Annotated in this window: 19 protein-coding genes and 1 pseudogene; 7 read left to right on the top strand and 13 right to left on the bottom strand. The window is 72.9% G+C overall.

The genetic code is table 11. The features are described 5' to 3' along the window. Window positions 1-59: 59 nt before the first annotated feature. Window positions 60-611 carry a TetR/AcrR family transcriptional regulator gene (locus tag ACLJOU_RS31150; RefSeq protein WP_410572313.1) on the bottom strand — a complete coding sequence of 184 codons (552 nt, stop codon included), beginning with the start codon at window positions 609-611 and terminating at the stop codon, window positions 60-62. Window positions 612-742: 131 nt separating this feature from the next. Here ACLJOU_RS31150 and ACLJOU_RS31145 point away from each other — a divergent pair, with 131 nt between their 5' ends. Further along, window positions 743-2,197, top strand: a complete 1,455-nt coding sequence (locus ACLJOU_RS31145) for an aldehyde dehydrogenase (RefSeq protein WP_410572311.1) — start codon at window positions 743-745, stop codon at window positions 2,195-2,197. Window positions 2,198-2,255: 58 nt separating this feature from the next. Next, on the top strand, window positions 2,256-2,411 hold the full coding sequence (locus ACLJOU_RS31140; RefSeq protein ID WP_410572309.1) for a hypothetical protein: 156 nt from the start codon (window positions 2,256-2,258) through the stop codon (window positions 2,409-2,411). 10 nt (window positions 2,412-2,421) lie between these two features. Here ACLJOU_RS31140 and ACLJOU_RS31135 read toward each other — a convergent pair whose 3' ends face one another. Beyond that, window positions 2,422-2,913: a carboxymuconolactone decarboxylase family protein gene (locus ACLJOU_RS31135; RefSeq protein WP_410572307.1), complete on the bottom strand. Its 492-nt coding sequence runs from the start codon at window positions 2,911-2,913 to the stop codon at window positions 2,422-2,424. A 189-nt stretch (window positions 2,914-3,102) separates the two neighbouring features. Here ACLJOU_RS31135 and ACLJOU_RS31130 point away from each other — a divergent pair, with 189 nt between their 5' ends. Continuing rightward, complete coding sequence (locus ACLJOU_RS31130) at window positions 3,103-3,708, top strand: GNAT family N-acetyltransferase (protein ID WP_410572305.1); 606 nt, start codon at window positions 3,103-3,105, stop codon at window positions 3,706-3,708. Between the two features lie 54 nt (window positions 3,709-3,762). On the opposite strand, the gene ACLJOU_RS31125 is transcribed toward ACLJOU_RS31130, so the two are convergent. The 4 genes from ACLJOU_RS31125 to ACLJOU_RS31110 are packed head-to-tail and all read right to left on the bottom strand — an operon-like array spanning window position 3,763 to window position 9,046. Continuing rightward, entirely contained in the window at window positions 3,763-6,504 is a 2,742-nt protein-coding gene (locus ACLJOU_RS31125; RefSeq protein WP_410572303.1) for an alkaline phosphatase family protein, read from the bottom strand. A 3-nt stretch (window positions 6,505-6,507) separates the two neighbouring features. After that, window positions 6,508-7,848, bottom strand: a complete 1,341-nt coding sequence (locus tag ACLJOU_RS31120; protein WP_410572301.1) for an ABC transporter permease — start codon at window positions 7,846-7,848, stop codon at window positions 6,508-6,510. Further along, window positions 7,845-8,153, bottom strand: a complete 309-nt coding sequence (locus ACLJOU_RS31115) for a hypothetical protein (RefSeq protein WP_410572299.1) — start codon at window positions 8,151-8,153, stop codon at window positions 7,845-7,847. The genes ACLJOU_RS31120 and ACLJOU_RS31115 overlap by 4 nt, the downstream gene beginning before the upstream one ends. Continuing rightward, window positions 8,150-9,046: an ATP-binding cassette domain-containing protein gene (locus tag ACLJOU_RS31110; protein WP_410572502.1), complete on the bottom strand. Its 897-nt coding sequence runs from the start codon at window positions 9,044-9,046 to the stop codon at window positions 8,150-8,152. The genes ACLJOU_RS31115 and ACLJOU_RS31110 overlap by 4 nt, the downstream gene beginning before the upstream one ends. Before the next feature lie 339 nt (window positions 9,047-9,385). Here ACLJOU_RS31110 and ACLJOU_RS31105 point away from each other — a divergent pair, with 339 nt between their 5' ends. Further along, complete coding sequence (locus tag ACLJOU_RS31105; protein ID WP_410572298.1) at window positions 9,386-10,006, top strand: hypothetical protein; 621 nt, start codon at window positions 9,386-9,388, stop codon at window positions 10,004-10,006. A gap of 42 nt (window positions 10,007-10,048) precedes the next feature. Here the strand turns inward: ACLJOU_RS31105 and ACLJOU_RS31100 are convergent, their stop codons facing one another. The 4 genes from ACLJOU_RS31100 to ACLJOU_RS31085 form a co-directional block, all read right to left on the bottom strand. Next, window positions 10,049-10,714 (bottom strand): polysaccharide deacetylase family protein, encoded by a 666-nt coding sequence (locus ACLJOU_RS31100; RefSeq protein ID WP_410572296.1) that lies wholly within the window; start codon window positions 10,712-10,714, stop codon window positions 10,049-10,051. 2 nt (window positions 10,715-10,716) lie between these two features. Continuing rightward, window positions 10,717-11,382, bottom strand: a complete 666-nt coding sequence (locus ACLJOU_RS31095) for a glycoside hydrolase family 11 protein (RefSeq protein WP_410572294.1) — start codon at window positions 11,380-11,382, stop codon at window positions 10,717-10,719. A 182-nt stretch (window positions 11,383-11,564) separates the two neighbouring features. Further along, window positions 11,565-14,105 (bottom strand): FtsX-like permease family protein, encoded by a 2,541-nt coding sequence (locus ACLJOU_RS31090; protein WP_410572292.1) that lies wholly within the window; start codon window positions 14,103-14,105, stop codon window positions 11,565-11,567. Beyond that, window positions 14,099-14,839, bottom strand: a complete 741-nt coding sequence (locus tag ACLJOU_RS31085; protein ID WP_410572290.1) for an ABC transporter ATP-binding protein — start codon at window positions 14,837-14,839, stop codon at window positions 14,099-14,101. Before ACLJOU_RS31085 ends, ACLJOU_RS31090 begins: the two co-directional genes overlap by 7 nt. A gap of 171 nt (window positions 14,840-15,010) precedes the next feature. Between ACLJOU_RS31085 and ACLJOU_RS31080 the strand changes: the two genes are divergently transcribed. The 3 genes from ACLJOU_RS31080 to ACLJOU_RS31070 all read left to right on the top strand — a co-directional run bounded on the left by ACLJOU_RS31080 (window position 15,011) and on the right by ACLJOU_RS31070 (window position 17,120). Then, entirely contained in the window at window positions 15,011-16,210 is a 1,200-nt protein-coding gene (locus ACLJOU_RS31080; RefSeq protein WP_410572289.1) for a sensor histidine kinase, read from the top strand. Then, window positions 16,198-16,854 (top strand): response regulator, encoded by a 657-nt coding sequence (locus ACLJOU_RS31075; RefSeq protein ID WP_410572288.1) that lies wholly within the window; start codon window positions 16,198-16,200, stop codon window positions 16,852-16,854. The genes ACLJOU_RS31080 and ACLJOU_RS31075 overlap by 13 nt, the downstream gene beginning before the upstream one ends. A gap of 71 nt (window positions 16,855-16,925) precedes the next feature. Continuing rightward, a complete protein-coding gene (locus tag ACLJOU_RS31070; RefSeq protein WP_410572286.1) occupies window positions 16,926-17,120 on the top strand; it encodes a hypothetical protein in 195 nt (64 codons plus the stop codon). On the opposite strand, the pseudogene ACLJOU_RS31065 reads toward ACLJOU_RS31070, so the two are convergent. The 3 genes and pseudogenes from ACLJOU_RS31065 to ACLJOU_RS31055 all read right to left on the bottom strand — a co-directional run bounded on the left by ACLJOU_RS31065 (window position 17,096) and on the right by ACLJOU_RS31055 (window position 19,320). After that, window positions 17,096-18,135: pseudogene (locus ACLJOU_RS31065) on the bottom strand (MFS transporter). The gene ACLJOU_RS31070 and the pseudogene ACLJOU_RS31065 overlap by 25 nt on opposite strands. A gap of 136 nt (window positions 18,136-18,271) precedes the next feature. After that, on the bottom strand, window positions 18,272-18,667 hold the full coding sequence (locus tag ACLJOU_RS31060) for an HPF/RaiA family ribosome-associated protein (RefSeq protein WP_410572285.1): 396 nt from the start codon (window positions 18,665-18,667) through the stop codon (window positions 18,272-18,274). An 86-nt stretch (window positions 18,668-18,753) separates the two neighbouring features. Then, the gene (locus ACLJOU_RS31055; protein ID WP_410572283.1) at window positions 18,754-19,320 is read right to left on the bottom strand and encodes a TetR/AcrR family transcriptional regulator; all 567 of its coding nucleotides are present in this window, start codon (window positions 19,318-19,320) and stop codon (window positions 18,754-18,756) included. Window positions 19,321-19,327: the final 7 nt, after the last annotated feature.

Here is a 19,327-nt window from a genome sequence, read left to right as displayed (position 1 = left end):
GGCCCGGCGCCTGGGCCCGGGGCCGTCGATCGGCCGCAGCCGGTCGTGAGCGCCGGCCGCTAGGGAGCTTCGGCTTTGCCGAAGGCGCGCAGGAACGTGTCGACGATGACGTCGGCCGCCTGGGCGTCGCTCAGGTCCGGGAGTTCCCGCGTGGACAGGTGCACCAGGGAGCCGAGCACGTTGCCCGGCCAGCGGGCGGGCAGGTCCGGCCGCAGGAAGCCCTCGTCCGTGGCCCGCCGGAGGAACCGGTCCACCTCCTCGACCGCCCGCAGGCGGCGGGCCCAGATCTCCGGGTCCGAGCGCATCCTGCTGATCTCGGCCGGCCAGGTGCGGTTGACCCCGACGATGCCCTCGACGTACCGGTGCAGGGCCACCGGCACCGGCGCCTCCCGCAGGCGGGCCGCCTCGATCGCCGCTTCGATCGCGGCCAGGCGGGCCTGGTAGACGGCCGCCAGCAGCTCCTCGCGGCCGGTGAACCGGCGGTACACCGTGCGCCGGTCCACCCCCGCTTCCGCCGCGATCGCCGCGATGCTCGTGGCCGGGTCTTCGGCGAGCATGCGGGCGCCCGTGGTCAGCAGCAGTTCGAGGTTGCGCGCGGCGTCGGCTCTCACTCCCCCACCATACCGCCACAGCACTGAGACATTCCCGGGAACTACCGCCCCTGTGCAGTGACTCACAGGTGCGCTCATTGACCGTTGTAAGTGCTACTTTGATGTGGCAGATACTCATCGGGAGGCACCCAGTGATCACCTACGAAGAACTGTTCATCGGCGGCACGTGGACGGGCCCGAGCAGTCCCGAGCTGCTGGACATCCGCTCCCCGCACGACAACGCGGTCATCGGCCGCGCCGTGCAGGCGCTGCCCGCAGACGTCGACCGGGCCGTCGCCGCCGCGCGCCAGGCCTTCGACGACGGTCCGTGGCCACACACTCCGCCCGCCGAGCGGATCGCCGTCGTCCGGAAGCTGGCCGCGCTGCGCGAAAAGCGCGCCGACGAGATCGCGGCCCTCATCTCCGCCGAGAACGGGTCCGCCCTCTGGTTCACCAAGGCCGGCCAGCCGAGCCTGACCCGGCAGGTCGACGCCTACCTCAAGGCGGCCGAGGAGTTCGGCTGGGAAGAGACCCTCGAACCGGTGGACCCCGCCGCGCCGTTCCGGTCCGTCGTGCGCCGCGAGGCGATCGGCGTGGTCGCCGCGATCATCCCGTGGAACTCGCCGTTCTCCTCGGCGTCGGCCAAGATCGTCCCCGCGCTGCTCGCCGGCAACACCGTCGTCCTCAAGGTTTCGCCCGAGAACACGCTGAGCATGAACCTCCTCGCCGAACTGCTCGCCGACGCCGGCCTGCCCGAAGGCGTCATCAGCGTCCTGCCCGCCGACCGCGAGACCAGCGAGTACCTGGTCAAGCACGCCGACGTCGACAAGATCGCCTTCACCGGGTCCACCCGCGCCGGGCGCCGCATCGCGGCACTGGCCGGGGAGCAGCTCAAGCGCGTCAGCCTCGAACTCGGCGGCAAGTCGGCCGCGATCATCCTCCCCGACGCCGACTTGGGCGCGGCGGTCCAGGGCCTGAAGTTCGGTTCCCTGCTCAACAACGCCGAGTCGTGCATCGCGCAGACCCGCGTCCTCGCGCCGCGCAGCCGCTACGAAGAGGTGGTCGCCGGCCTGAAGGACCTGATCGAGTCCCTGGGCGTCGGCGACCCGGCCGACGACGGCACGTTCATCGGCCCGATGATCCGCCGCGACCAGCAGGAGCGCGTCCGCGGCTACATCCGCACCGGCATCGAAGAGGGCGCGCGGCTCGTCACCGGCGGGCCGGAAGTGCCGGCCGGGCTGGAAGCCGGCAACTACGTCACGCCGACGCTCTTCGCCGACGTCGACAACGCGATGCGCATCGCGCAGGAGGAGATCTTCGGCCCGGTCCTGGTCGTCATCGCCTACGACGACGAGGACGACGCCGTCCGCATCGCCAATGACTCCGAATACGGCCTGTCCGGCGGGGTGTGGTCGGCGGACCCGGCGCACGCGCTCGCCGTCGCGCGCCGCGTGCGGACCGGCACCGTGACGATCAACGGCGCGCCGATCGGCTTCGACGGCCCCTTCGGCGGGTTCAAGGCCAGCGGCCTCGGGCGCGAGTACGGCGCCGTCGGGCTCGGCACCTACACCGAGTACAAGACCATCACCGTCCCGGCCACCCGATGACTCCCGACCGCGCAACTCGCGCTGATCGGGTACTTCGCCGTCACCGGCGCAGAACGCGGTGCCGTCGGCCGACCTCGGGGCGGCCAGCACGGTGGTCACCTTCGCCCGGTCGATCGGCGCCGCGTCCGGGGTGGCCGTGTTCGGCAGCCTGCTCGGCGAGGACGTGGCCGGGCGCATCGGCGGGGCGTGCTCGGCACGGTCCTCGCCGCGCTGATCGGGCGGGCTCAGCCGCGGTCGGCCATGGCGGCGAACATCCCGGCCTCGTAGGAACCGCCCTTCTGGTGCACGATCACGGCGAGCCGGTTGGCCGCGTTGATCAGGGCGACCAGCGCGACCAGCGCGGCGACCTGCTCGTCGTCGTAGTGCTCGCGCACGCGGGCCCAGGTCTCGTCGGAGACGCCTCCGGCGGCGTCGGCGAGCCGGGTGCCCTCCTCGGCCAGCGCGAGCCCGGCCCGCTCGGCCTCGCTGAACACGGTCGACTCCCGCCAGGCGGCGACGAGCGCGAGCCGGACGGCCGACTCGCCGGCCGCGGCGGCCTCCTTGGCGTGCATGTCGAGGCACCAGCCGCACCCGTTGATCTGGCTGGCCCGCAGGCTGACCAGCTCCCGGGTCCGCGCCGGCAGCGGCGACCGGTCGATGACCTGCCCGAGGCTCGCGAGCCGCTTGGCCAGCCGGGCGCCGGTGTCGGTGGTGAACAGGTCGAGGCGGGTGTCCATGGCTTCGTCCTCACTGTGTCGTCGGAGGGGGAACGCCCTCGAGACACCGGTGGGGCCGACGTTGTGACAGCCGGTTCCGCGAAGGTCAACCCGGTGTTCGTCAAGGCGGTCGTGAGGACGAACGGTTCGGGCGGCTCGACGACCTGACCACCCCGTGCCACTGGTGACCGGGCTGTACCATCACTGCCGATGAGCTGGGCGGGGTGGAAAGTGCGGTTGCGGGAGGTCCGCCCGGCGGACCGGCGCACCCTGATCGGGTTCGACCGCGCCTCCGACCGGCAAATCGGCGGCTACCGCCACTGGGCGACGCACCGCGACACGGCGGGCGACGACTTCCACTTCGCGATCGAGACCCTGCACAACCGGACGCTCGTCGGGTCGATCTGGATCCAGGCCGACCCGGCCACCGGCCACTTCAGCTACGGGATCGGGATCGGGCCGCAGTACCGCCGCTGCGGGTACGCCGCCGACGCCGTCACGGTCCTGCTGGCGTTCATGTTCGAGCTGCGGCGGTACCGCAAATGCGAGGTCAGCATCAACGGCAGCAACTTCGCGTCGCTGGCGCTGCACGGCGAGCTGGGCTTCCGCGAGGAGGGCCGCCCCCGCGACACCGAGCTGCGCCGCGGCGAGGTCCGCTACCCGGTGCTGATGGGCCTCACGGCCGACGCGTTCGCGGCGCACCGGCCGGCGTTCGACGCGGCCCGCGGCCCGGCCCGCCCGTTGCGGGGCCGCCACTGGCGGGAGCCGCGGCGGGGCCGCCACTGGCGCGCCGAGCACCTGCGGCCGGCCCGCTGAGCAGCAGCCGGTGGGCACCGGGAGGCCCCGCGCGGGAGCCTCCCGGTGACCCGGTCAGCCGTCCGATTCCGCGGACGGGAGGAACGCGCCCGGCACCTGCTCCGGGGCGTACACCTGGTTCTCCCCCGGGTAGGGCAGCCGCCACCCGTGCGTCTGGTACCACGTGAAGTGGTTCATCTGCGCGGGGTTGGCGTAGTCGGCGACGGCGTCCGGACCGGTGAGGCGCTGGTGCGTCGTCCACTCCTGCCACTGCGCCGCCACGGGCTGCTTGTCCGACGGCACCGCCGACGACGGCACCGGGGCCGCGGCCGGGTTCGCCGCCGCCGGGGTGTCGGGGCCGCAGGACGGCGGGGTCTTCAGGCCGTCCGTCAGGGACGTCCGGTTCGGCAGCGCGGTGAACGGCGTGAAGTCGGGCTTCTGCTGGAACGCCGCGCTCATCGGCGTCGCCGCGCTGTCCTTCTGGTTCATCGGCTTGACCCCGAGGATCTGCTCGATCGTCCGGATCATCGTGATCTGCGAGTAGTAGTGGCTGTCGACGACGCCGTGGCGGGCGTACGGGCTGATGATCTGCACCGGCGCCCGGTGGCCGTCGACGTGGTCCAGCCCGGCCTGCGAGTCGTCCTCGACGACGAAGATCGCCGAGTCCTTCCAGTACGGGCTGTGCGAGATCGTGTCGACGATCCGGCCGACCGCGAGGTCGTTGTCGGCGACCTGGGCGGCCGCGTTCGGCGGGCCGCCGGTGTGGTCGCTGGACAGCCAGAACATGTTCAGGTTGGCCGGCCCGTGCTTTTCGAAGTCGTCCTTCCAGATCTGGTAGCGGTAGACGTCCGGCACCGACGTGTCGAACTTCGGGAAGCCCGGCACCGAAACGTCGTTGAGCGACGGGATCGGCGACGACGACACCAGCGGGTACGCCGTCGGCTCGCCGGTGGCGGCCATGTTCCTGGCGTCGCAGTACAGGTTCTGCCAGCTCGCCCCGGCCGGCTTGGTCAGGAACTGCTGGAACTCACCGAAGTCCCGCACCGACTTCCCGGCCGCCTGCGCCCCGGTCCAGAGGAACCCGGAGCTCTGGTGGCCGAGCGCGTCGTCCTCGGTGTCGTAGCTGCGCAGGTACTCCCCCGCCGACGACTCGGTGTACTCCGGGTTGTCGGCCTGCATCAGCCAGTTGTGGCCTTCGGCGGAGTTCGTGCCGATGTCGTAGGTGTTGTCGTACAGGCCGAACTGCCGCTCGAGGGCGTGCTGGTTCGGCGTGACGTTCTCGCCGAACTGCGTCACCGACGGGTCGCCGTTGCCGCGGGCGTCGTCGCCGAACACCTGGTCGTAGGTGCGGTTTTCCTTCACCAGCAGGAAGACATGCTTGATCGTGGACGGGTCGCCGAGCCGCGCCGGGACCGGCACCGGGTTGCGGTGGCCGTTGTCGTGGGCCACCTGGACCGAACCGGGTGTCCAGCCGTTCTGCCGGAACACCTTCGCCGTGTACCCGCGGATCGCCGGGTCGGGCGGCAGCCGGAACTTCTGCAGGCTGGACGTCGTGTCGTGGGTGCCGTGCCCGGCCGCGGTGGTCGGGCGGCGGGCGTCGATCCCGCGGGTGTTGGAGACCAATACGTCCGGGCCCACGGTGGCGATCGCCGTCGGGAAGTAGTCCGTCGGCAGCAGGCCGACGTAGCTCACCGGCTCCTGCGCCCGGTGGTAGCGGTAGACAGCGACGGCGTTGGCGCGCCCGAGCGTCACCAGCAGGTGGCCGTCGGCGGTGAGGGTGACGCCGTCCGGCTCGTACCCGACCGTCGCTTCCGGCCACGGCTGGGTCGCGATGGTCTGGACGACCTGGTCGCGGCCGGTGTCGACGACCGAAACCGTGTTGCTCGCGGTGTTCGTGACGAACAGCGCGCCGTCCTTGGCGTACACGGCGGTCGGGTGCAGGCCGACGTCGATGCTCTTCGGTGCGGCGCCCGCGTTCGCCAGGTCGATCACGCTGACCGTGCCGCTCGTGGTGGCGCCGGTGAACCGGCTGGCCGGCACCTGGGTGTTGTAGGAGTTCAGCGTCGGTTCGCCGGGCCGCGCCGGGCGCCCGCCTTCGTTGCTGACGTACAGCTTGCTGCCCACGCGGACCAGGTCGCGCGGCGCGTTGCCGACGGCCCAGCTCTGCTTGATCGCCCCGGTCGCCGCGTCGAGTGCGACCACCCGGTTCTGGCCGTTGACCGCGGAGTACACAGTGGACCCGTCGGCCGAGAAGACGGCCTGGGCCACCAGCGCGTGCTTCGCGCCGTCCGCCGGGATCTTGACCGGCACCGGGGCCGCCACGCTGCCGTCCGGGTTCACCGTGAACTTGGTGTAGCCGTCGGTCTGGGCCAGCCACAGGGTTTTGCCGTCCGGCGAGTACGACGGGCCTTCCTGGCCGACGTCGTTGCCGGTGATGCGCAGGTTCGCCGTCGCCGAGTTGCCGACGAGCTGCTGCACCTTCCAGCTCTTCAGGTCGACGACGGTGAGCGCGATCCCGCCGTCGGTGGTCAGGGCGGCCAGGTGACTGCCGTCGGGGCTGACCGAGGACGCCATGATCTTGCCGTTGTCGACGACCAGCCGGTCGCCGATCGGGTCGAGGTACTGGTCGGCGGCGACGACCTGGCCCTGGTCGGTGACCTGGCCGACCTGGTCCTCGCCGAACTGCCGCGTGGACGCGACGCCGACGCCGGTGCCGGCGGCGACCAGCGCGAGCGTGATCGACCCCGCTGTCGCGAACCGGAACCGGCGGCCGGTTCCGCCCTTCCTGGTCTGCCGCCTGCGGCGGGTTACCTGCATCGGTTATCCCTTCGTGGTGGGAAGCAGCTCGACGTTGGCGTCGAACTGCCAGAGCGGGTTGGGCTGGTCCCCGTCAGGGGTCCGCACCTGGAAGTAGCCGTTGACCTCCTTCGGCCCGTCGCCGTCGGCGACGTACCGCCCGTCCGCGGTGACGTCCAGCTGGTAGATCGCGGTCCCGGTGGCCGCGACGCCGGGCAGGTGCCAGGAGACGACGCAGCGCCAGTCGTTGCCGGGCCCGGCGGATTCGACGAGGCCGTCGCCCTTGGTGCAGGCGGCCGTGGCCGCCAGCTGCGCTTCGGTGACGTCGGGACGGTGCAGCTGCCCGGCCTGCAGGCGGTAGAGGTGCGCGAACGCCGTGGCGACCGACTGCTGCACCTTCTCCTGGGTGATCCCGGAGCCCAGCGCGGGCGTCGCCGCGGCGATGATCCCGGCGGTGACGGCGAAGAGGGCGGCCAGGGGCAGCACGGCGAGCGCCCGGCGCCCCGAGCCCTCGTGGGCGGCGTTGGTGAAGTCGCGGCGGACGAACAGCCGGTACGCCAGCGCCGTCGCGGCCACCGCCCACGCCAGGCTGACACCGGTCGCGATGAGCAGCGGCCCGAGCTGCGCGGGGTCGGTGAACAGGCCGTTCCACGCGATGAAGGCGTAGCTGGGCAGGGCCAGGCGGACGGCGACGGGCAGCGGCAGCAGCTGGGCGAGCGCCATCGCGAGGGCGACGACGGCGGGCAGGAGCAGCCCCATCGGCGACCGTCCCCAGAGGACGGACCCGAGCAGCCCGATCGCGGCCAGCGCGAGGGTCGGGGCGAGCACGCTCACCCAGGCGAGCAGGACGCGCCCGGCGGCGTCGCCCGGGGTGAGCAGGTGCCCGTCGAAGCCGACGAGGGCCCGGTTCCCGGCGGTGAGGAGGCCGCCGACGGTGCCGGAGACGGCCATCCCGGCGACGAGCACGACGAGGACGGTGAGGCTGGCCAGCGCTTTCGCGGCGAAGAGCCGGCTCGCGGACCGGACGGCGACCAGCAGGTGCCGCCAGGTCCCGAGCCGGTCTTCGGCGGCGAACACGTCCCCGGCGACGACGGAGGTGAGCAGCGGCAGGGCGTAGGTCCCGGCGAAGCCGAGCATGACGAGCGGCCCGGCCCACCCGGTGGCGTTCATCCAGCGGCCGAAGAGCGTGTCGACGGGCAGCGAGCTCTGTTCGCTGACGGCGGCCACGAAGACGGCCGGAGCCAGCCAGCAGGCGAGCACGAGCAGCCGGATGCGCCAGGCGGCGAAGAGCTTGACGAGCTCGAACCGGTAGGCCCGCGCGAGCGGCACGGGCCGCGCCGGAGCGGCGGTGAGGGTCGCGGTCATCGGAGGGCCTCCTGCGGCTGGGCGGGGAGAAGCGGCGAGGCGGCTTCGCGGCGGAGAGGGCGAGCGAGGGCGGTCATCGAGGCCTCGGCGGCAAAGCCCTTTCCACCGCCGGAAGCCCAGGCAAGCGCGGTCATCGAAGCCTCGGCGGCAAAGCCCTTTCCACCGCCGCAAGCCCAGGCAAGCGCGGTCATCGAAGCCTCGGCGGCAAAGCCCTTTCCACCGCCGCAAGCCCAGGCAAGCGCGGTCATCGAAACCTCGGCGGCAAAGCCCGTTCCACTGCGGGAAGAGCGGGCGAGCGCGGTCATCGGCCGCCCTCCTCGGTCAGTGCGAGGAACGCCGCTTCCAGCGGCGACACCACCGGGGCCAGCTCGCGGACCGCGATTCCGTCCCGGCCCAGCCGCAGGACCAGTTCGTCCAGCGCGGGCACGAGCGCGCGCACCACCGCCACCCCATCGGCCTCGCGCGGGGCCTCGACCGGCCGGATTCCGCGCGTGTCCGCGATCACCCGGCGGGCGGCGGCCGGATCCGAGGTGCGGAGGCGGTACTCCAGCTCGCCGTTCTCCGCCGAGAGCTTCGCGAGCGGGCCGGTGAAGACCACGCGGCCGGTCGACAAGATGGTCACCTCCGCGCACAGCGCCTCGAGGTCGTCCATCCGGTGGCTGGACAGCACCACCGCCGTGCCGTCCGCCGCCAGGCGCTCCAGCACCCCGTGGACGTGCTTCTTGCCCGCCGGGTCCAGGCCGTTGGCCGGCTCGTCGAGCACCAGCAGCCGCGGTGCGGTGAGCAGCGCCGCCGCGAGGCCGAGCCGCTGGCGCATGCCGAGGGAGAACCCGCGCACCCGGTCGTCGGCGACGTCGGCGAGCCCCACCTCCTCCAGGACGGTGCCGACGCGGTGGCCGCCCAGCCTGGCCAGTGCGGCGAGGTTCTGCCGCGCCGTGAGCGACGGGTAGAGCCCGGGCCCGTCCACGAACCCGGCGACCCCGGCGGCCGCGGCGAGCGCCCGGCCGACGGGCGTCCCGAGGATTTCCAGCCGCCCTTCGTCGGCGACGGCCAGGCTCAGCAGCAGGCCGAGCAGCGTCGTCTTGCCGGCGCCGTTCGGGCCGGCCAGGCCGTGGATCCGCCCCGGGGCCACGTCGAAGTCGATGCCGTCGAGGGCGACGACGTCTCCGAAGCACTTGGTGATCCCGCGGGCTCTCACTGCCAAGGGTGCGTCCACGCGGAGAAACTTAGGCACCGCAAATGAAGGCGGCGGGCGCGCGAAGTGAACGCTGCGGGAACGCGAGCCGACCGGCCGTCGCCGCGGCGGTGAAATGTCCGAGTTAACCGCCCGCTTGCCTTCGCGACCAGCGCCACCCCGGGAAAACTCCTACCGAAATCATCGCCGACTCCCATTCCCGGCCATTCCGGAATTGGAGGCCACGGAATCTCCACGAAACATCCACAACAGACCGGCACTCGCGGCCGTCACACCGGGCACACTGTCGGGGTGCTGACCGCGGAGCAAGTGAAAACCCATTGGTGGCGCGGCGCATTCGTGGTGGCGGCGATCGCTATCGCGGTGTTCGCGCGGAACGACCCGTTCGCCGGGGTGTTCGGCCTGCTCCCGATCCTCGTCTGGAGCACGGCCGCGCGGCCGGACCGCGTCGGGGTGGCCACCGGGCTGGTCCTGCTCGGGCTGCTGGCGTGGTTCGTCCTGCCACGCGAACTGGGCCTCGTCGGACCGTGGGTCCCGGCGGCGATCGAGGTCTACTGGCTGCACACGACGGTGGCGGCGGTGGTCTGCGCGGCCGGCGCCCGCCGGCGCGGGCCGTTGCTGCTGGTGCTCGCCGGGTTCGTCGTCACCGGCGGCGTGCTGGTCGAGGGCTGGCAGCAGGCGCCCGGCGACGAAGGCGTCCTGCCCGCTCCGGCGCAGCTGCGCAACACCAAGGACATCGCCTGCGGTTCCGGCGGCTGCTGGCGGGTCGTGGAATCCCGCGGCGCCCACGCCGCCGAAGTGTGGCAGGACCACCTGCTGGCCCGGAACTTCACCCCCGCGCCGGAAATCGACGGGGAACCGCGCTTCTGCCGGGTCACCGGACTGCTGGTGACCCACCGGGCGTGCGTGCGGATCCGGCCGCCCGCCGCGGACTCGGTCCGCGTGGAGTGGTACGTCGAGTAGGAGGTGGCGCGGCGGGGTGCAACCGCCGCGCCACCGCCCGCCTCAGCCCGGGGCGACCGCCCGCCCCGTCTGCGGCGAGATCATCCCGGCGCAGAGGCCGCGGCTCGCCAGTGTCTGCGCGATGCGCGGGATGGCCGACAGCGTGTTGGCCGGCCACTCGTGCATCAGGATGACCTGGCCGTTCGTGAGCCGGGCGTTGGCCGCGACGATCGCGTCCACGCTCGCGTTGTTCCAGTCACCCGAGTCGACGTCCCAGATGATCTGGCGCAGGCCGTACTTGGCCTCGACCGCCTGGACCGTCGCGTTCGTTTCCCCGTACGGCGGGCGGAACAGCCGCGGCGTGCCACCGCCGGCGGCCGCGATCGCCTGCTGGGTCCGGGAAATCTCCGAGTCCACCTGTGCCTGGCTCTGCTGGGTCAGGTGCGGGTGCGTGTAACTGTGGTTGCCCACCCACATCCCCGCGCTCACCTCGGCGCGGACCTGGGCCGGGTACGCGGCCGCGTACTGGCCCTCGTTGAACATCGTGGCCCGCAACCCGTTCTGCCGCAACGCGTTCAGGATGGCCGGGGTGTGGGCGTTCGACGGCCCGTCGTCGAAGGTCAGGCCGACGTACCCGCCGCACGCGGCGGCCTGCGCCGGCGCGCCCACGGCGATCGTACTCGCCACGGCGATGGCCGCCGTGGCCAGGAAAGTGCTCAGCCGACGCATGGTCACCCCACGTTGATGTTCGAGTTGCCGCTGCTCTGGTAGCCCTCGGTCGCGAGGATCATGTAGTAGTTGAAGCTGCCCATCGGCATGCCGGCGCGGGCCCACGCGTCGAAGTGGTTGCCGGTGGTGATGCTGCCGCCGGTCCGCCGCTGCTGCCGGACGCTCCAGTACTGGTTGAACGTCTTGTTGCCCTCGACGGACGGCGCGTTGTAGCGGGTCGTCTCGTAGATGTCGTACGTACCGCCGTCGCTGGTCACGGTGCCCTTGTACGTCCCGGTCGGGCGCCAGCTGCCCCAGTTGTCGACGATGTAGTACTCGACGAGCGGGTTGGACGTCCAGCCGTAGAGCGACAGGTAGCTGTTGCCGGAGGGGTTGAAGCTGCCGGAGTAGTTCACCGTCCGCCGGCTGCCGTTGCCCCAGCCCTTGCCGGCGACGAAGTTGTTGACGTTGCTCCAGTTCGTCCGGTAGTTCCCGCCGGAACCGAGCGTCATGGAGACCGAGCCGCCGCCGGCGGTCCAGAACGAGTAGTAATATCCGTTGTTGTAGCCGGTCTGGTTGGACGTGACGACCGTGTCGGCCCAGGCGGTGCCGGGCAGGAATGCGGCGATCAGCGCAAGGACGGCGCCGCCGGCGAACATCCTGCTGCGGCCGCGTTTCTTGGTGAGCATGCTTCCTCCTCGTCGAGGCTGGCAGGCGAGCCAGGATGGCAAAAGCATGCGAGCGGCCCCCGTGGTGGGGCAATAACTTTCGGAAAGTTTCGATACCCCGCGGCGCATTCGCCAGTCGGTTCCCGGAAACTTTCCCGGTTTCGGAAAACGGGTGCGGGGTGGGCGGGCCCACCCCGCACGCGCTATTCGCGCAGACCGATCGCGTCGATCGGCCGGGCTCGCAGCGCCACCGACGTCGCCACCCCGATCGCCACCATCCCGAGCGCGGCCGCACCGGCGATGATTCCGATGTAGACAACCGGCGAGCCGGCGGGGACCGGGCTGCCCCGGAGCCCGAAGTTCAGCAGCGCCAACGGAACCACCGCGACCAGTGTCCCCATGACCACCGCGATCCCCACCGTGGTCAGGGCTTCGAGCCGCATCATGCGGGTCACCTGGCGGCGGGTCGTGCCCACCAGCCGCAGCAGCGCGAACTCGCGGCCGCGCTGCGCGGTCGTGAGGACCAGCGTGTTGGCCACCGAAATCGCCAGGTACCCGACGATCACGCCGGCCGCCACCAGGTTGAGGTAGAACTGCGCCTGCTGTTCCCCGCCTTCCCCGTGCGCGGCGGCCGCCGCCGGCGCCACCACCAAACCGGGGTACTGCAGGGCGTTCAGCGCCGAAGCCACCGCGCCCGCGTCGGCGCCGGGCTGCCGCCGGACCAGCACCGAGTCGTCGAGCCGGCCGCCGACGTGCTCGCGGGCCAGCGCGACCGGCAGCACGAAGTCGCCGAAGGCCAGGTCGCGCGTGTAGGTGGCGACCACCCGCAGTTTCGCCGGGACGCCGTCGCCGAAGTAGAACTCCACTTCGTCGCCGAGCTTCTTGTCCAGCCAGTCCGCTTCGGAGCGGCTCAGCGCGACGGTGTCCCCGGTCAGGTCGGTGAGCCGGCCGGCGTCGACACCCAGCTCGAGGGCGGCGCCGGCCTGGTCGCCCGCCAGCCCCTGCGCGGGCGTCCGCTGGACCTCCACGCTGTCGCTCACCTTCGTCGCGGTGATCGCGGACGTGCGGACCACCGGCGTCGCCGCCGCGACCCCGGGCACCCGGCCGGCCGCCGCGGCGACCTCCGGCGGGACACCGCCCGGCGCGGTCAGCACGTAGTCGGCGGTCGTCGACCGCGCCGACTCCTGCTGCGCCGCCGCCGTCATGGCCGTCGGCCCGTAGAACGTGGCGAGCGCGAACGCCACCGCCAGCATCAGCGGGGTCACGGCCGCGGCGACGCGCCGGGCGTTGGCGTGGGCGTTCGCGCCCGCGAGGTACCCGCTGATCCGCCAGGTCCGGGCGAGCACGGGCACCAGGAACCGGGTCGCCAGCCCGATCACCTGCGGACCCACCACGGCCAGCCCGATGACGACGACCAGGGTGGACATCGTCGAGACCGCGGCGGCGATCTCGCCGCGCACGAAGAGCGGGACGAGCGCACCGCCGGTGCCGGCCAGCACCAGGCCCCAGCCGGTCAGCAGGCGCCCCCGGCCGAGCTCACGGCGTTCCACCGCGGCCTCGCCCAGTGCTTCGACCGGCCGGATCGACGACGGCCGCCGAGCCGCCGCCCAGGCCGCCAGCCGGGCCGCGCCCAGGCCGAGCAGGACCGCGGCCGCCGGCGGGAGCGGGCTGATCGCCAGCCCGAAGTCGGCCGGGATGACGCCGATCGCGGCGAACGCGTCCCGCAGCCCGGACGCCACCGACAGCCCGAGCACGCTCCCCAGCACGCCGGCGACGAGCGCGACCAGCGTCGTCTCGGTGCCGATGAGCTTGCGGATCTGCCGCGGGGTGGCCGCGACCGCACGCAGCAACGCGAACTCCCGGCGCCGCTGGTTGATCGTCAGTGCCAGCGTGCTCGCCACCACGAACACCGCGACGAGCAGCGCGAACCCGCCGAACGAGCCGGCGATGGCCAGCAGCAGCACCCGCGTCTGGCCGACGTCGAGGAATTCGACGCTGCTGCGTTCGACGCCGGTGGCCACCTCGGCGTCGCCGGTCACCGCACGCACCCGCTCGGCGAGGGTCTCCGGCGTGACGCCGGGATCGGCGAGGACACCGATCGCGTGGACCTGATCCGGCCGGCCGGCCAGCTCCGCGGCCCGGCCGGCGGTGAAGAACATCGCCGACTGGCGCGAGAGGCCGTCGACGATGCCGCTGACCTTGAACGGCACCGGACCCGACCGGGTGGTGATCCGCACCTGCCCGCCGATGCCGACGTCGGCCCGGCGGGCCAGGTCGGCGTCCAGCACGACCTCGCCGGCGGCCGCGGGTGCGGTGCCGCCGCGCAGGGTGAACGGGGCCAGCACGGCCGCGTCCCAGTTGTGCCCCAGCGACTCCCGGTCGGCGAGCACCTGCCCGGCGCGGGTCACGACGTGGGCGGGGAAGCTCTGCTCCGCCACCGCCGCGCGCACGCCGGGCACCGCGGCGATCCGCCCGGCCAGCGCCGCCGGGACCGGCGGCTGCTCGCCGACCTGCTCGGTCGACAGCGCGTCGGCCCCGGGCGGGTGCACCGACCGCGCCCCGCCGACGACGACGGCCGCGGCCGCGTACCGCTCGGTGGGGACGCCGGCCCGCAGGCCGGACTCCATGAGGACGCCGCAGGCGGCCACCAGTGCGGTGCCGCACAGGATCGCGATGAAGGCACCGGCGAACCCGCCGAGCCGGCTGCGGATGGTCTGCCAGGCGAGGGTCAGCACGTTCACCACTCCCCGAGGTGCGTCATGCGGTCCGCCACCCGTTCGGGTGTGGGGTGCGGCAGGTGCCCGGCCAGCTTGCCGTCGGCCAGGAAGAGGACGCCGTGCGCGGCCGACGCCGCGACCGGGTCGTGGGTCACCATCAGCACGGTTTGGCCCATCTGCTCGACGATCGCCCGGAGCAGGTCCAGCACCTGCCGCCCGGTGCGCGTGTCGAGGGCGCCGGTCGGCTCGTCGGCCAGCACCACCTCGGGCCGGGTGACGAGCGCCCGCGCGATCGCCACGCGCTGCTGCTGGCCACCGGACAGCTCCGCCGGGCGGTGTTCCAGCCGCTTCGCGATCCCGACGCCTTCGACGATCTCCCGCAGCCACTGCGGGTCCGGCTTCTGCCCGGCCAGCCGCAGCGGCAGCGTGATGTTCTGCAGCACGTTCAGCGACGGCAGCAGGTTGTAGGCCTGGAAGACGAATCCGATCCGGGTGCGCCGCAGCCGCGTCAGCTCGGCTTCCTTGAGGCGGCCGATCTCCGTGCCGCCGAGCAGCACCCGTCCCGACGTCGGCCGGTCGAGGCCGGCCGCGCAGTGCAGGAAGGTGCTCTTGCCCGAGCCGGACGGGCCCATCACGGCGGTGAACGTCCCCCGCGCCACCCCGGTGGACACCCCGTCCAGCGCGGTGACGGCGCCGTCGCCGGAGCCGTACACCTTCCGCACCCCGGTCAGCTCCAGCGCGTACGCGCTCGCTGTGGTCATCTCACTGTCCCCTTAAGACTGTTTCTTGCGTCTGGAGGAAACCTAGGTCGGCGGGGCCGTCCGTTCGATCCCGTGGAGAGGTGGATCGGGGGTAGCGCCAGCACCACCACCGTGGTGGGGTGGGACGTGGGGTGAGACGTGGGGTGAGACGTGGGGTGAGACACTGTCGGCGTGACGACCCGCCTGCGTCAGTGCTGGTCGGCGGTTCGCTACCTGGTGGTCGGCGCCGGCACCTCGATGCTTTCGCTGTTCGCCCTCTTCGGGCTGTTCGCCGTGCTGTTGCTGTGCCCGTTCGGCGTCGGGATCCCGTCGGTGGTGCCGATGATCCGGCTGTCGCGGTGGCCGGTGCGGGCCGAGCGCCGCCGGGCCGCGCGCAAGCTCGGCGAGCCGATCCCCGAGCCCTACCGCGACGGCTCGCCGCTGAAGGACCCGGCCACCCGCCGCGACCTCGCGTGGCTCGCGCTCCACGCGGCGACCGGGACGATCATCGGCGTGCTCGCGTTCGGCCTGCCGCTGGGCGCGGTCCAGCAGGTCATCACGTCCTTCGTCTGGCCGCTGGTCCCCGGCGGGATCGAAGGCTCGGTCGGGATCGTGGTGAACTCCTGGCCGCGAGCCGGGCTGGACCTCCTGGTGGCCGCCGCCATGGTCGCGGCGACCCTGCAGCTGCCGCGCGTGGCCCGGTGGCAGGCCCGCACCGCGCGGAAGCTGCTCGCGCCCGCTCCCGGCGTCGTGCTGGCGGACCGGGTCGCCGAGCTGACCGCGACCCGGGCCGCGGCGCTGGAAGCGCACGGCGCCGAGCTGCGGCGCATCGAGCGTGACCTGCACGACGGCACGCAGGCGCGGATCGCGGCGGTCGTGCTCCAGCTGGGGATCGCCGGTCAGCTGTACGACCGCGACCCGGCCACCGCGCGCGACCTGCTGGTCAAGGCCCAGGACACGGCGACCGACGCGCTGGCCGAGCTGCGCACGGTCGTCCGCAGCATCTACCCGCCGCTGCTGAGCGAGCGCGGGCTGGCCGGGGCGGTGCGCGCGCTCGCCGAGCGCAGCCCGGTCCCGGTCGCCGTCGACGTCGAATACGAGCCGGGCCGCCCGGCCGCGGTCGAGGCCGCCGCGTACTTCGTCGTCGCCGAGGCGCTGGCCAACGTCACCAAGCACGCCGACGCGTCCCGGGTGGACATCACCCTCGGCGGCACGGCGTCGCTGCTGCGCCTGGAAATCCGCGACGACGGCCGCGGCGGTGCGGACGAGTACCGCGGCAGCGGGCTGGCCGGCATCCGGCGCCGGGCGGAGGCGTTCGACGGAACCCTGACCCTGACCAGCCCACCCGGTGGGCCGACCGTGCTGCGAGTGGAGCTGCCATGCGGGTCGTGATCGCCGAGGACGACGCGTTGCTGCGCGAAGGCCTCGCCCTGCTGCTGAAGACGGCGGGTATCGAAGTGGCGACGGCGGTCGACAACGCCGAGGACTTCCTGGCGTTCATCGAACAGGACCGCCCGGACGCGGTGGTGATGGACGTGCGCATGCCGCCGACCCACCGCGACGAGGGGCTGCGCGCGGCCGTCCGCGCCCGCGAGATCCACCCGGCGCTGCCGGTGCTGGTGCTGTCGGCGCACGTCGAGACCAGCTACGCGGTCGAGCTGCTCGCCGACGGCGTCGGCGGGGTCGGTTACCTGCTCAAGGAGCGCGTCGGGAAGGTCGAGCGGTTCCTCGACGCCCTCCAGCGGGTCGCGAAGGGCGGCACGGCGATGGACCCCGAGGTGATCGGCCAGCTGATGGCCCGCCGCCGTGCCGCGGATCCCCTGGCGGCGCTGACCGCCCGGGAGCGCGAAGTGCTCGCGCTGATGGCCGAGGGCTACAACAACAGCACGATCGCCGAGCTCCTGGTCGTCAGCGACGGCGCCGTGCTCAAGCACATCCGGAACATCTTCGCGAAGCTGGGACTGCCGTCCGACGAAGGCGCCGGGCACCGCCGGGTGCTGGCGGTGCTGGCGTACCTGGGCCGGGACGCGGGGTAGCGCAGGCACCACCCCGCATCCGGGTGCGCACGGCATTCTCGCCGGCCAGGACGGGCTTTAGCGTTCCGGACATGAACAACGACAACGTTTCCACGCGTTCTTCGAGCCCGGTCCTCCTCTGGCTGGTCCTGGTGGTCAGCGGCGCGGTCAACGCGGCCGGCCCGCTGGTGGGCCTGGGGACGCCGGTGCGGATGGTCGCCGGCGCCGTCGCGGTGGTGGCCATCGGGCTGCTGATCGCCCACTACGTCCGGCGCAGGCAGGCGTAGGCCGTGAGCGCCCCCGCGACCAGGGCCGCGGCGGGCCAGAACGGGTTCGCCACCGCCCCGGCGAGCACGGGACCGGCCGTGGCGCCGGCGTTGAGCGCCGCGGTCGCGTAGGCCCCCTTCATCGTCGGGGCGTCCTCGCCCAGCCGCAGGATCCGGGCGATCACTGTGCCGCCGACGGCGAAGGACAACGCGCCTTGGGTGACGGCGAGCGTCACGAGCACCGCCGGGACGTGCGCGGCCAGCGCCGCCGCGACCCACCCGGCGAGCAGCAGCGGGCCGCCGAGGGCGACGACCCGGCCGGGCCACCGGTCGGCGAGCCGCCCGGCCGCGGTGAACCCGGCGAAGCACCCGGCACCGAAGGCGCCGAGCACCACCGGCGCCAGGCAGGTGAAGACGCCGAAGGTGGCGGCGTTGACGAGCGCGCGCCGGTCAGGAGCACCCCGGCCAGGGGCCGCAGCACCGCGACTTCGGCCCGCAGGCCGGTGGGCCGGGGGCCCGCGGCGGTGGCGGGGATCCACCAGAGCGCGGCGAACGCGGGCAGGCACAGCAGCGCGACCACCCGGAACGCCGGCCGCCACCCCAGCAACGCCCCACCCGGGATGCCGACGGCGCACGCCACGGTCGAGCCGCCCAGCAGGACGGCGAGCGCCCGGCCGGGCCGCCCGAACGCGGTCGCGGTGCCCAGCGCGACGGCGAGGAACCCGGCGTCGGCGACGCCGGCCACCAGGCGCGTCCCGATCAGGAGAGCGAACAAGGTCGTGAGCGCCGCGACGACGTGCATCGCGACGAAGACGGCGAGGAAGCACCGGAGTGCGGTCCGCCGCCGCCAGGACCGGGCGAGCGCGGCCATCAGCGGCGCTCCGGCGACCATCCCGGCGGCGAAGGCGGAGGTGAGGTACCCCGCCTGCGCCACCGGGACGGCGAAGGCGCCGGCGATGCCGGGCACGAGCCCGGCGAGCAGGAATTCGGACGTGCCGATGGCGAACACGGCCAGGGCGAGCAGGTACAGCGGCACGGAAGCTCCAGGGATCACGAGATCGGCAGGACGATTTCGTGGTCACCCGGTGACCCGGGAACGGGGAGGTTATCGGGCCACCGGGACGACCGGCAGCCCGGTCCTGGACGCTTCGGGGCTCGACACGGGGTCGAGGTTAACCGATCTCCGGCGTGCTGTCCTGCGGGTTCCCGGCCGGATCCGCGTCTTCCGCGACGGGCATGTGCCGGATGCTGTCGGCGCCCTTGTGGTCGTGGGCGCGGTCGTAGCGGGAATCCAGCACCCGCACCAGCTTGTGCGCCGCCCCGGCGTAGGCGTCGTCCACAGTGGCCGCGTGGTGGGTGACCGCCACCGGCTGCTTGCCGCCGGGGCGCGCCTCGATGACGCACTTCTTGTCTTCCGGCCCGGCCCCGCCGTCCTCGCTGAGGTGCACCTCCACCCGGGTCAGCCACGTGCCGAACCGGGACAGGCTCTGTTCCAGGTCGGTGGACACGTAGCTGGCCAGCCGTTCGCCACCGTGGACGTTGTGGTCGGTGTTGACCTGGATCTGCACGAGCACCCTCCAAGAGCGGGACAGCGTTGGTCCCGGTCAATACCACGGCGGCGGCGAAGTCAAACGCCGGCCGCGGCCGGAGTCCACTAAGGACGGAGGCTGCGCAGCATCAGGTCCGCGAAGTGCTTCCCCACCTGCTCCCCCGACAGCTCGCCTTCGGCGTGGTACCACATGCCGAGCCGGTGGACGGCGCCGAAGTGGTAGTTGATCACCAGGTCGGCCGGGACGTCGGCGCGGAAGATCCCGGCCCGCTGGCCCTCGGCGACCAGGTCGCGCACCCGCTCGTGGTAGGTCCGCCGCTCCGCGCGCACCTGGACCTGCTTGGACTTCTCCAGCAGCGGGAACGACTGGAAGAACACCGTCGCCGCGTCGAGGTCGGCGATGCTCGTGACGACGACGTCGGCGATGATCGCGTGCAGCCGCTCCGGCAGCGGCAGGTCCGACTCGGCGATCGTCACCATCCGCCGCGTCTGCATCCGCAGCATCGCGGCGTAGATCTCGAAGAGCAGGTCGTCCTTGGACTCGAAGTAGTGGTACAGCCCGCCCTTGGTGACGCCGGCCTCCTCGACGATCTCGCGGACCGTCGTCGCCTCGAAGCCCTTCTCGGCGAACAGCCGCACGGCCGCCCGGACGACCTTCTCCCTGACACTCATGTCGCCA

Origin of the sequence: Amycolatopsis sp. cmx-4-61, from assembly GCF_046548775.1 — a bacterium.
In the GTDB taxonomy this organism is placed as follows: Bacteria; Actinomycetota; Actinomycetes; order Mycobacteriales; family Pseudonocardiaceae; genus Amycolatopsis.
Note: the sequence above shows the minus strand (reverse complement) of the source record. Positions and strands in the feature narration are given on the sequence as shown.